General features: G+C 40.3%; 13 protein-coding genes. 2 read left to right on the top strand and 11 right to left on the bottom strand.

The window, feature by feature from the left end:
- Positions 1–48: 48 nt before the first annotated feature.
- The 6 genes from B4G94_RS07475 to B4G94_RS07450 form a co-directional block, all read right to left on the bottom strand.
- Positions 49–1,353 (bottom strand): DEAD/DEAH box helicase, encoded by a 1,305-nt coding sequence (locus B4G94_RS07475; protein ID WP_165306272.1) that lies wholly within the window; start codon positions 1,351–1,353, stop codon positions 49–51.
- Between the two features lie 138 nt (positions 1,354–1,491).
- A complete protein-coding gene (gene asnA / locus B4G94_RS07470; protein WP_241254966.1) occupies positions 1,492–2,538 on the bottom strand; it encodes an aspartate--ammonia ligase in 1,047 nt (348 codons plus the stop codon).
- Between the two features lie 249 nt (positions 2,539–2,787).
- The gene (locus B4G94_RS07465) at positions 2,788–3,114 is read right to left on the bottom strand and encodes a HesB/IscA family protein (RefSeq protein ID WP_108632354.1); all 327 of its coding nucleotides are present in this window, start codon (positions 3,112–3,114) and stop codon (positions 2,788–2,790) included.
- A gap of 80 nt (positions 3,115–3,194) precedes the next feature.
- Positions 3,195–4,373, bottom strand: coding sequence for a cysteine desulfurase family protein (locus B4G94_RS07460; protein ID WP_286858041.1), 1,179 nt, complete (start codon positions 4,371–4,373; stop codon positions 3,195–3,197).
- A 26-nt stretch (positions 4,374–4,399) separates the two neighbouring features.
- On the bottom strand, positions 4,400–4,825 hold the full coding sequence (locus tag B4G94_RS07455) for a DUF983 domain-containing protein (RefSeq protein ID WP_108632352.1): 426 nt from the start codon (positions 4,823–4,825) through the stop codon (positions 4,400–4,402).
- Between the two features lie 2 nt (positions 4,826–4,827).
- Positions 4,828–5,694, bottom strand: coding sequence for a helix-turn-helix domain-containing protein (locus B4G94_RS07450; protein WP_286858039.1), 867 nt, complete (start codon positions 5,692–5,694; stop codon positions 4,828–4,830).
- Between the two features lie 147 nt (positions 5,695–5,841).
- Between B4G94_RS07450 and B4G94_RS07445 the strand changes: the two genes are divergently transcribed.
- The gene (locus tag B4G94_RS07445) at positions 5,842–6,708 is read left to right on the top strand and encodes a mechanosensitive ion channel family protein (RefSeq protein ID WP_165306276.1); all 867 of its coding nucleotides are present in this window, start codon (positions 5,842–5,844) and stop codon (positions 6,706–6,708) included.
- Positions 6,709–6,853: 145 nt separating this feature from the next.
- Here B4G94_RS07445 and B4G94_RS07440 read toward each other — a convergent pair whose 3' ends face one another.
- The 5 genes from B4G94_RS07440 to B4G94_RS07420 form a co-directional block, all read right to left on the bottom strand.
- Complete coding sequence (locus B4G94_RS07440; protein WP_286858037.1) at positions 6,854–7,828, bottom strand: 2-hydroxyacid dehydrogenase; 975 nt, start codon at positions 7,826–7,828, stop codon at positions 6,854–6,856.
- A gap of 181 nt (positions 7,829–8,009) precedes the next feature.
- Positions 8,010–9,452 carry a serine hydrolase domain-containing protein gene (locus tag B4G94_RS07435; RefSeq protein ID WP_286858035.1) on the bottom strand — a complete coding sequence of 481 codons (1,443 nt, stop codon included), beginning with the start codon at positions 9,450–9,452 and terminating at the stop codon, positions 8,010–8,012.
- 31 nt (positions 9,453–9,483) lie between these two features.
- Entirely contained in the window at positions 9,484–10,224 is a 741-nt protein-coding gene (locus B4G94_RS07430; RefSeq protein ID WP_108632347.1) for a LytR/AlgR family response regulator transcription factor, read from the bottom strand.
- Positions 10,217–11,263 (bottom strand): sensor histidine kinase, encoded by a 1,047-nt coding sequence (locus B4G94_RS07425; RefSeq protein ID WP_108632346.1) that lies wholly within the window; start codon positions 11,261–11,263, stop codon positions 10,217–10,219. The genes B4G94_RS07430 and B4G94_RS07425 overlap by 8 nt, the downstream gene beginning before the upstream one ends.
- Positions 11,264–11,266: 3 nt before the next feature.
- A complete protein-coding gene (locus B4G94_RS07420) occupies positions 11,267–12,148 on the bottom strand; it encodes a LiaF transmembrane domain-containing protein (protein WP_286858034.1) in 882 nt (293 codons plus the stop codon).
- Between the two features lie 264 nt (positions 12,149–12,412).
- Here B4G94_RS07420 and B4G94_RS07415 point away from each other — a divergent pair.
- On the top strand, positions 12,413–12,591 hold a 179-nt coding region (locus B4G94_RS07415), incomplete at its 3' end, for a DUF3276 family protein (protein WP_286858213.1).

Below are 12,591 nucleotides of genomic sequence, written 5' to 3'. Positions count from 1 at the left end.
TGCCAGCAAACCTCTTTTTTTACACGTAGATACACGTCGTTATGCTTTCTAAGTTCTGCCAACTTTCACTTTTCGGCCTTTGACCTTCTGTCCATTTGCGGCATTAATGATCGTTAAAGCAAGTTTGCGTTTAACCGCAACATAAGCAACTTTGTCTTTGACTTCGATAATGCCAATATCGTCTTTTTCGATTCCGTCCAGATTTAACAGAAAGCCAACAATGTCAATTTTGTTGATTTTATCCTTCCTTCCTGCGCTGACATAAAGTGTCGCAAAGGGAGAATTTTCGGGAAGATCATAAAAATCCGGGAATTCTTCTTCAGCTGTATCAGCGGAAATGTAGGGATAATTTTCTTCGGGTTTTAATATCACATACACATCACCTTTGGCCTGCATACGTGCCGTGCGTCCGTTACGATGGGTAAAGTCATCTTCTTTATGCGGAAGTTGATAATGAATGATGGCATCTACCTCGGGAATATCCAGCCCCCGGGCAGCAAGATCTGTTGTAATCAAGACATTGTTGGAGTGGTTTCTGAACTTTAGCAGCGCTAGTTCGCGGTCCTGCTGCTCCAAGCCTCCGTGAAAAATGTCATGAATAATATTGCGATTATCCAATAAGTCACTGATATGCTCTACAGCATCGCGGTGGTTGCAAAAAATAATCATTTTTTTTGTGCCGATCTTGCAGATAAGTTTTAATAGTGCTTCGAGTTTCTTTTGGCTGGTAGCAACTACTTTTTTTATTGTGATCCGTGGGATATTGTTTGCATTTTTCAGGAAATCGACAGTAATGGGATCCTGAATCTGTGTAAAGGCCGGAATCGTTTCCATTGTTGTCGCAGATGTCAATACGCGCGATTTAATTTGGGGCATATGCCGAATGATAAAATCCATTTGCTGATGAAATCCAAGTTCCAGTGACTTGTCAAATTCATCCAGTATTAGGGTATGGATCTGTGTCGGATCAAAATTTCCTTCTTCAAGATGCTGTTTTATTCGACCGGGAGTACCGATCAGAATAGATGGCGCATCTTTGAAAGCATTTTTTTCGATTCGTGTGCTATGGCCACCATAGGCGCAAGTCACTTTGTATCCTGTTGTCAGTTTCCGGATGACTTGCTCGATCTGTAAAGCAAGTTCACGGGTGGGCACTAAAACCAGGACCTGTACTTCACGGGCAATATCTTTTAGCTGTTGTAGTATTAATAATGAAAAGGCCAATGTTTTTCCTGACCCCGTAGGGGAGAGTAGGATGAGATCTTTATCTTGTTGATAGGCGTCCAATACCTTTTGTTGCATTTCATTCAGGGATGAAATACCTAATTTGTTTAGAATAGCTTCTAGCTGCATGGCAACAAAAGTACGAATTAAAACGAAAAGGTAATCCACCTCTTTCAGATGGATTACCTTTATTAGATTTTTGTATTGGCCTTTATTGCAAATGAATGCTTTTTAAGATCCGAATTATAATACTTTATAAGTATCGGTTTATAGTATGTCAATACCTTCTTCTCGTAGAGCTTGTTTTTTATCCTCTTCCCAGATGCTGACCTGTACTTCGCCGATATGTTGTTTTTTTAGCATAAACATGCATACACGCGACTGGCCAATACCGCCGCCCATAGACTCGGGCAGTTCATCGTTAAGAAGCATACTGTGGAACGTGAGTTTGGACTTTTCGCTGCAATTTCTGATTGCCATCTGATGGGCTAATGCTTTTTTATCGACACGGATACCCATGGATGAAAGTTCGAATGCTGAATTTAAAATCGGGTTCCAAACAAGAATATCACCATTTAAACCATTGTATCCAGCTTCGTTAGTGGTGCTCCAATCGTCGTAATCTGCCGCCCGACCGTCATGTGCTACCCCATTGCTCAGTGCGCCGCCAATGCCGTACAGAAATACTGCCCCGTATTCTCTTGTGATGGCATTTTCTCGTTCTTTGGCACTTAAATCGGGGTACTTTTGCAGTAACTCTTCCGAGGAGATAAATGTGATGGTCTCCGGTAGGATCGCTTTTATATGAGGGTATTTACGTTCTACCTGCAATTCTGTAAATCGAAGTGATTCGTATATATGGAGTACAGTATCTTTCAAGAGAGCCAAATTACGTTGATCCTTTCCAATCACTTTCTCCCAGTCCCATTGATCCACATAAATGGAATGTATGGGGGTGTAATCCTCATCAGGACGAAGGGCTTTCATGTCTGTGACAATACCTTCACCCGGTAACATTTCAAGCTCTTTTAGCCGAACTCTTTTCCATTTCGCCAACGAATGAACCACGACGGCACGCTTTTCATTTAGGGATTTGATCGGAAAGGAAACAGGGCGCTCGATGCCATTCAGGTCATCGTTTAATCCTGTGCCATCCAGAACCACCAACGGTGATGAAATTGGAATCAGATTTAGCTTGTTTTTTAATTCTTGGACAAATGTATCTTTGACGAAGCTGATAGCAACTTCGGTGTTTAAAAGTTTTCTTCCCTCCATATGAGTCAATTGAAAAGCAATGTACGGATCGTTGTACATCGCATCATTTTTTCTTATTCAGTTATTTGATACAAAAATATGAAAATAACATTTGCTAATATGTTTTGTTGTGATTTTTGATATTTATCCATTAAAATCTTGAAAAAATATAAATATTACAAGAAAAAGCGAATAGGTCAATATGTAATTATAAAACTATTAATTTGTCGGTGCAACTAACCTTGGCCGCTGATAAAAAAGCCCTGAAATTATTTCAGGGCTTTTTCTGTTCTATTGGATGGGATCAGGTTATACCGAGAAACTTTCTCCGCAGGCACAGGTACGGCTTGCATTTGGATTATGAAATTCAAATCCCTTTCCGTCCAGTCCATCGGAGTAGTCAAGTTCCGTTCCCGCTAAATAGAGGAATGATTTAATATCCAAACAGATTTTCACTCCTTTATCTTCGAAAAACTGATCACCCTTTTTTTCCTCATTATCGAAATTCAGTTTATAGCTTAAGCCTGAGCAACCACCACTTTCTACAGCAACACGCACAAAGTAATTGCTGTCATATTGCTCATCCTTCATGATTTCCTCGATACGAGTCTTTGCTTTATCAGTAACTGTAATCATAGTTCTATCTTTGTCTACAACAAAGATACATACAATCTCGCTATATTTCGTCTGCTCTTAAGTTTTTAGAATGTCATAAATTAACTGATCAAACCCGCTTTATAAAGTTGCCATATCGGCGATTGATCCCTTATTTTTTGTACGGCTTCTTTGATCAATTGTGCACATTGTAGAATTTCTTCACGCGTAGTCAAAATACTTAAGCTAAATCTGATCGCAGAAAGCGCATCTTCTTTGGATATACCCATGGCCAGCAGTACATGCGAGGGCTCCCTTGATCCGGTTACACAGGCGGAGCCTGAGGACAGGGCCAAAGTAGGACAGGCGGTCATAATCTCGCTTGCGAGCACATGTTTGAAACTGATATAGCTTGTCGTTGGGAGTCGGGGAGTATTTTGCCCATGTATCGTAATTTCAGGGATATCAGCCAATTCATTTTCCAGCAGATCCCGATACTCCTGAACGGTCGCATAGACTTGCGGAGTTAGCATGGAGATCGCCATTCCAAAGCCGACGATAGCCGGAACATTGTAGGTGCCGCCCCGAAAACCATTCTCCTGACCGCCGCCTAAAATTAATGGTGTAAGCTGAATTGGCTTTGACTTGCGTCGAATGTACAGCGCACCGATTCCCTTTGGGCCGTGAATTTTATGTGCACTTAAACATAAGAGATCGATGGGGAGCTGCTGCAGGTCAATCGCAACTTTCCCGATTGCTTGTGTGGCGTCGCAAAAAAATAGGATATCTTCTTCTTGACAGATGGTTGCCACCTGTTCGATCTCAGAAAGTACGCCTGTCTCATTATTCGCCGCCATCAGGCAGATTAGTATGGTTTTGGTTGTAATGGCACTTTTAAGATCATCTAGCGAGATGTGCCCTCGTTCGTCAACAGGGAGATAGGTGACTAGGGCACCCTGTTTGGCCAGCTGTTCGCAGCAGCTTAATACCGCTTTATGTTCTGTAGCAGCTGTAATGATGTGATTTCCCCGGGACCGGTATCTGTCGAATACGCCCTGCAGTACGGTATTGATGCTCTCCGTAGCACCGGAATTGAAAAAAATTTCCTTTGGCGTACAATTTAAAGCCTTGGCGACCTGTGCTCTGCTCTGTTGGACCGCTGCATTTGCTGCTCTACCCATCTGGTGATAAACACTGGACGCATTAGCGTAATTTTGGATGAAATAAGGGGTCATCTCCTGCCATACCTCATCCAAAATTCGGGTGGTTGCATTGTTGTCCAAATATATGGTATCCTTCATCAGTATAAAGATAAGGATAATGCTGTTTATGCAGAAGCTTTCACATCAACTTCCTTCTTTTTGACATTGGGGTCATAGCGTAATCCCGGGGTCAGCCAGTACATTAAAATGATACGTGAATACCGGTAATTGAAGGGAGACATTAATACAACACTTAATATAGCAACAGTTGCATAAAGAATGAAGGATGAATCATTTCCAGTAAAGATATAAGTTGCCATACAGGCTGTGACCATCTCCGCAATGGCAAATGCATAGGTGACGTACATGGCACCATAGAAATAGCCTGGTTCACGCTCATAACGAAGGCCACAATATTCGCAGTGACTGTTCATTTTTTGAACCTTTAGACCATAGGCCGGACCTTTATATACATGACCGACTCTACACCTTGGACATTTTGCTTGCCATGCCGCTTTAAATTCGGATAATTCGTATTTAACTTCTTCCATAGTTATAATTGTTTTCTGAACTCCTCAGGTGTGAGATCAGTGTATTTTTTAAAAAATTTGGTGAAATAAGAGTTGTCCTTAAACTGCAATTCATTTGCAATTTCAGTGATATTTAAATTTCGATTGATCAAGAGTCGCTTCGCTTCCAGAACAATTCGGTTGCGGATGATCTCACCCGCGGACTGACCGATATAGGATTTACAGATCGCATTCAGGTGATTGGGGGTGATAAACAGTTGATCGGCATATATGCTCGGTAATTTGGTGGATTTAAACTGTTGCTCTACCAATTGCTGAAAACTATTGAATATTTTATGATTATACGGGTTGCTGCCCTCTTTTTGCTCTTTTTCTGAACAAATAGAAACAAACAATAAAAATTGGAGCAGAAGGGTACGAATATAATCTTCGGATAATCCGACAGACTTGGCCGATAAGATTTCGTCAAGGATATTTGTCGCCTGCGCACGGCAAGGTTCTTCCAGTTCAAAAATTAGATGTTCGATTTTACCCTGTAGGAAACTAAAGCGCTCCAGATAATCTGTCCGTAATAAAAAGGACTGGAAATAATCAATCGAAAAATTAACCACGTAACCCGCTTCATCACCCGCAAAGTTCCATGTATGCACTTGACCGGGAGCCATGAAATAAATCTGAAATGGCTGAATTTTGTAGTGATTAAAATCGATAATATGATTACCTGAACCTTTCGTGAATAGTACAAAATGAAAAAAATTATGCTTGTGAGGAAACACCATATTATCATGTTTGATGACGTATTCACTTAAATTATCAATATGGATAGTTGTTTTGTTGTTGAGATCCAGACTGCAACTATCTATGATGGGAATGGTATTTTTTCTATTCATAATACAAAATTAGCTTTAATAATCTTTATTTAGTGGTGTTAATTTGTTATTTTATGGTATTTTTCAACGATTTTAATATTTTAAACATCAGGCAAGGATGTTGGAACAATACTTGTTTCAAAAGGCGTGGAAATATATTTAATTCATATGGAAAGTAATTTAAATAGTTTGGAAACTAGATTTGGACGATTGACTGATATCGTCATCGATTCGATACCGGGTATTATTGGTGGTATTGTTTTATTGGTTATCGGTAAATATGTTATAGCTTTGGTCAACCGATTGCTGCACAAACGTTTTGAGAAGAGAAATGTGGATCCCTCAATCCGCACATTTATCTCCAGCATTGTAAAGATCGTAATGTGGGTAATGTTGCTATTGACCGTGGCAAGCCAAATTGGCATACAGACCACTTCATTTATTGCAGCCTTGTCTGCTTTTGGTTTGGCCGTTGGTATGGCACTTCAAGGGAGCCTGAGCAATTTTGCCGGAGGTGTATTGATTCTGATGTTTAGACCATTTGAAGTCGGGGATTATATATCAAGTGCCAACGGTACTTCGGGGACAGTAGAGCGCATTGATATTTTATACTCGACATTGATCGGCGACGATGGTGTCCGAATCTTCAGCCCGAATGGTCCGTTAGCCAATTCGGTGATCAAGAACTATACAAAAATAGTTCAACGGATGTTTGAATACACGGTGAGCATATCATACGATAAGAATGTGAAGGATGCAAAGGACATTATACTTAGGGTGCTTCGTTCTAATGAAACTGTGCTGACTGCACCTGAACCAACAGTATTTGTTAAAGAATTGGGAAATAATTCAATTATATTAACGGTAAGAGCATGGACAAAGCGTGAGCATTATTGGGCTGCACGCAATTCGATGCAGGAAAAAATTATGCTGGAACTGGAACGGAATGAAATCAGTGTTGCACCCAATCCTACACAGATTAGCATTGTCCCTAATGCAAATGACCAAGGAAGTCCGGTTAAGGTCGACGTTTAATCATCTGCCAGAGCACGAATAAGAATAAAGTACCGGTAGGCTATTATGGCTTGCTGGTACTTTTTTAGTTTAAGCGGATCCTTCTTCCCATATTTGGGAAGAATTGCTTTATTGAGCTTATTTAGGAACTGAAAAAAATGTCGTTTCATGTATAGACTTCTGGATTAATTGTTTGTGGCATCTTTTCGCCTCTGATCGCTGCCAATAAATTGCTTGCCGCCATTAAGGCCATATTGTCTCTGGTTTCGACGGTTGCGGATCCGATATGGGGCAGAATACAGACATTTTCAAGATTCAACAAAGGGTTGTCGGCTGCCATCGGTTCGGGATTTGTCACATCGAGTCCGGCTCCCCATAACTCCCCTTCACGCAGCGCCTTGGCTAAGTCTTCTTCTTTCACCAATCCTCCACGTGCAGTGTTGACCAGAATCGCCGTATTTTTCATGCGTTTAAATGTGTCCTGATTGAATCTATTGGCTGTCTCCGCAGTAAGTGCGGCATGAATGGAAAGAACGTCACTTTGTGTCAACAGGTCATCAAAGTTGACATATCTTGCCCCGAGGACCTGCTCGGCTTCCGCGTTGCGCCCACGGTTATAATAGATGATTTCCATGTTATACGCCGCTCTTGCTTTTCGGGCAAATTCGAACCCAATTCTTCCGAGACCATAGATACCCAATGTTTTATTGTTAAGTTCTATACCTAAATGAGCAGTTGGGTCAAAACCTTTCCATTGTCCCCGAAGAATCTGTTTATGGTTAAAGAAAGCTTTTCTGGAAACAGCTAGCATCAGCAAGAAGGCAACATCGGCCGTAGCTCCAGACAGCACGCCCGGAGTGTTGCTTACGGGGATGCGGTATTGAGTTGCTGCAGAAACGTCAACGTTATCATAACCAACACTCATTAGGGATAGCGCTTTAAGATTGGGACAGTTTTTGAAAAAATCCACATCAAACCTTTGCATACCGCCATTCAGGATATAGTCACACTGTTGTCCGGCTTGAATAAGCTCGCTAGGAGAGAGCGGAATGGATGAGTCATGTATTGTTACCTGATGTCCGGCAGCTTGTAATAAATCTATACCTTTTTGCGGAATTCGTTTCGTAATAAATATCTTCATGTAAATGTTGTGTTATTCAATAGCTTGTTGTACAACAAAATTAAGAGGGCCCGTTTTATATGGCCTGTAATCAAAGTTAACTCTTAATCATTTGGGTCACAACAAAACAAATCGTTTTTATTAGAACAAAAAAAGCTATATCGTTGTTTCGATATAGCTTTGATAATGATATTTTGCTTTTTTATTTTGTATGAAGCAAATAATCCAAAATGCTTTTTCCTTGGTTATCGACTGAAATTGCGACATTGGACAAGACGACTACGGCACTTTTTTTATCCGGAGATAAAGCCAGATAAGAACTGCTTCCGGCTGTCCCTCCGTTATGCCAATAAAAAGTAAGATCATCAAGTAGGTTCATGTGCCATGCTAACCCCAAATCAGTGTCGGGCGGAAGAAAGAAGGTAAACAATCTAGTGTTGGCCATTGCATTTTCCAGTGGACTCTGCGGCATCTTAAACTGTGCGTTCGCAAATTTAAGTAAATCTTCCAAGGTGGATTTTAACCCGCCGGCAGCACTGAAAGCATCGAAAGACCAGGCCGTTACTTCCTGCCCATTCTTGTCGTATACTTTAAAAGTATCTTTTCTTTTTGGATCTAATACCTGAAAGGTATTATTCATTTCAAGTGGTTTACAGATTATTTCGCGGACAATTTGATCATACGATTTTTTGTAGATGCTAGCGATGATATCCCCAAGTACCGCGTAGCCAAGATTGCTGTATTCGTATTCCTGCCCCGGTGTCTTTTGATTTTTGAAACCGGATAAATAGTTATAGAGTGCTTTTCTATCGTATGCCTTGTAAGGGTCATTTCCGCTGTATCCTTTTACTTTTTCAAAGTTGTCTGGCAGCCTCGGAAATCCAGATGTGTGGTTGGCTAGCATCTGAAACGTTATTTTAGTCAGATCTTCGTTCTTTTGGAGTGTATCAGGAAGGAATAAGGATATGGGTTGATCTAACGTTATTGTGCCCTCTTCAACGAGATTGGACAATAAGATGGCTGTAAAGACTTTACTGAGCGAGCCGATTTCGTAAAGCGAGGTTGTTGTCGGTAATGTTTGATTGCCTTTTGCTGTCTCGCCGTAGAAATAGGTTTTGGACTGCCCGTTTTTAATAATGCCTATGGCAAGAGACTGGGCATTTTGTTGCTTTAGGTAAGAATTTGCAACAGAGTCGATGAAAAAGTCATCTTTGTCCACGGTTTTTGACGGAGTGACTGTCTCTATCGTTTTTTCTGGGCTGCTTTTATCTGAAGCAGGTTGGTTCAGCTGGCTAAAGTGTAAGGTGTTAAACTTAAGTGTTGAATCTGTGGCAAATAATAGCTCATAAGACTGACTGTCAAAATCCAGGCGGTAGGTTGCCGCTCCTTTTTCAAAACTAGTGATTTCAGAACTTTTTACCCTACCCAAAGGGTAGATCTGCCGCAACATCTGTGTGAATTTCGGAAGACTGTATTGCTGTTTATAGGAGTCGCTCGCTAAATTATAGGCAGAGTCAGTCATCTGGGAATTGATAAAAAATTCCAATTTGTTATAAACTCCTTTGTTGACCTGTTCCGCTTGATTTGTCTGGGCAAAGGAGTAAGAAGTGATGCCCAACAATATTGCTGTATAAAAATGTTTCATAACCATTGTTAGGCACAAATCTACGGAATGTTTAAATTCCAATCAATTGTTTTAATCGGGCATAGCCTGATTTACTGATATTGAGCTTCTCACCGGAGACCAATGCAGCGATATAAGAGTCCTTTTCGTAAGGCTCCAATTTAGCCAGCTGATCGACCTTAATGATAAACGAACGATGGATACGTACAAACTGATTTGGGTCTAGGGATTTTTCAAAAAATGCCATGGTTTTATTCTTGAGGTACATGCCATCTTTGGTATGAATCTTTACGTAGTCATCATAAGATTCCAGGTATTTGACTGTATCAATAGGGATTATTTTGATCTGTGTACCTGTTTTGACAACGATACGGTCGATCTTTGTTTCGTCTTGCGCAGCGAGAACCTCGTAGTTGGGTTGTACCTTTTTCTCGGGAGCGGAATAGCTGGACCTAAACTTTTCCAAAGCTTTTTTGAAACGCATCGGAGATACAGGTTTTAGCAGATAATCCAGGGCATTCTTCTCAAAAGCTTTTAAGGCATACTCATCAAATGCAGTTGTAAAAATAATAGCTGGAGGGTTATCGACCAGTTCGAGCATTTCAAAACCGGTCAATTTTGGCATCTGTACATCCAAAAAAACCAAATCCGGTTCATATGTCTGGATTGCTTTAACGCCTTCAAAACCATCTCCACATTCAGCCATAACGCTCACATCAGCTTCATTTTTTAAGTAGCCCGCAATAATGGAGCGTGCTAGGGGTTCATCATCAATGATAACGACTTTAATCATATTGAGGTATTTTTAGGGTGCTAGTAAATATATTGTCCTGAATCTGAGTTTCCAGAAGATCATTTCTGCCATATAGCAGATATAATCTACGTTGAATACTGGAAAGCCCAAATCCGGTTCCTTTTTTCGGTTTTGATTGTTCTTCTACATCAAAAGGGTTGGTAATTTGGATGTGAAGCTGGCCCTCATGTGAGGTGCATTTTATTTGTATGTCGACTTGGTCGGTAATATTGTACAATCCATGCTTTATGGCATTTTCTACCAAAGGCTGGATAATCATTGCGGGCAATTTACTCGTAAATATTTCCTCAGAGGAGGAAATGGAAGTGTTCAGACGATGACCAAAGCGCACTTTTTCAATGTCAAGGTAGAGTTGCAGATGGTCTAGTTCTTCTTCCAATGTAATAATCTGATTGTTTTCCTTTCTCATCGTACCCCGTAAAAAATCGGACAGTTGAAATGTCATATTACGGGCTTCATCCGGATTGGCACCAATAAGGGCAATGATCGAATTCAAGCTGTTAAATAAAAAGTGTGGTTGCAGCTGTTGCCGCAAATTATAAAGTTCTGCTTCGCGAAGCAGGTTTTCGGATTCTTGTTTTCGTTTGATATTATTAATATTATCTTCCTGAATATTCCAGACGATATTAATAATAGCGACCGAAGTGAGGATAAGGAAGTTAACTATACCCCGAAAAGGTAGCGTCAAATCCAAAAGTGTGATAAAATTTGGCTGGATAAAATAATTCATTAAAAAACGACTCAATCCAGTACTAATGGCGGCCATAATTAAGCCTATGATCAATACCTTCCATATCTCCCGCGGTTGTGGTGTGTAGAAGTTTAACGCGGAGGACATACCGTAGCAGCAAAACATCATCACGGCACTATTGATCAATGAATCTTTAAACGCCAGTTGCGAATCAAAGCCTGAGCGTAGCATCAGTAAATATTGTAATGCAAGATATCCGATAAATACGGAGATACAAATAATGCCTATTAAACGACTTTTAATACTGAGCGTCAGCCTATTTTTCATCGATTAAGCATTTTTTATCGTTAAGTTACCCAAAATACAAGTGCCGGTAATGTAGATCTTTTTATCCGTATCCGGGTTGTAGATCGTCTGGAACCTTCGGTCATCGACAGATCCTAAGATAGAAGCCACATTGCTGAATACCGTCCAATGCGGTGGGATAATAATACGCGCACTGCCAAATAATTGAAAGGTGTCAATGACGATTGCCTGCTGGATGTCTGCTTTTGTTAGATCCAGTTCAATACTCCCAAAGACATTGGTCAAATTGCCGCCTCTAAAATGTTTGGAATAGATGACTTTCTTTTGGCCTGCAAAAATCGTGTTCAGATTAAGGCTGTCTTCAAAAGACTGATGAAATGATTTGTTCTCTTTGTCGCCAAAAGCCTGCGCGTTGGGCGAGGCTTGTTGGCTTGATCCGTATTGTTCGTTAAAAGGTTTTGCGTCAGCATCCGGGGCCGTTGTATCAGCGGGACTATCCGTCGGTATATTGACCCGTTTATCCCAATCGTATGGATTTTGCGGCGGATTGGGGAAGGTAGGCGGCACCATCGGAGGTTTCCGTTTACTCATGATAAAATAAATCCCAAGCGAAATGATGATGATAGGGACGGTTACGGAACCAAAGTCAGTACGCATCATCCTTGAAATAAGGCTGGCTCCGCCGATAATTAATAGGATGATTGCCGATTTTTTCTGAAATTGGGAATTGACGCCGATAACAAGGCCGATGATGATCAATATCGTTGGCCAGCTAAATAACCAGTTCGGAAACCAGTTTCCTAGATTGAGGTTATTCAATAATAAGAATATACCTACAATGATCACAATGGCCCCCACGATATTGCGGCTGTTATTGCTGTTTGGTATGATAGGTTCTTTTTCCATAATGTTTTTACTATTTATGACTCAAAGATAGAGGCACAAATAAACTATACATATTCGCTTTAGGTAATACAACTTATATTTTCGGTAAATGTACTGATTTCGTCGGTAAAAAATATTGTTGTTTAATTTTTATCCGATGTCGGTTGAACGAATATATCATTTTTGCGGTTTATTGTCTTTTTTTTTAATATTATTTGGTGTATTAAAATGAATTATTATATATTTATCAAAGATTAAGATTACTTTAAACTTAAATAACAACCAATGGGAGATTTTGAAAACAAAGAGCGTGAAGAGGTTTTTTCAAAAAAGGTGAGAGCAGGTAAGCGAACTTATTTTTTTGATGTAAAAGCAACTCGATCGAACGATTACTACATTACTATCACAGAAAGCAAGAAGCGCTTTGAGGATGGCCAGTTTATTAAGCATAAGATTTTCTTATA

Origin of the sequence: Sphingobacterium sp. UBA7625 (assembly GCF_002484085.1) — a bacterium.
GTDB classification, from domain to species: domain Bacteria; phylum Bacteroidota; class Bacteroidia; order Sphingobacteriales; family Sphingobacteriaceae; genus Sphingobacterium; species Sphingobacterium athyrii.
Note: the sequence above shows the minus strand (reverse complement) of the source record. Positions and strands in the feature narration are given on the sequence as shown.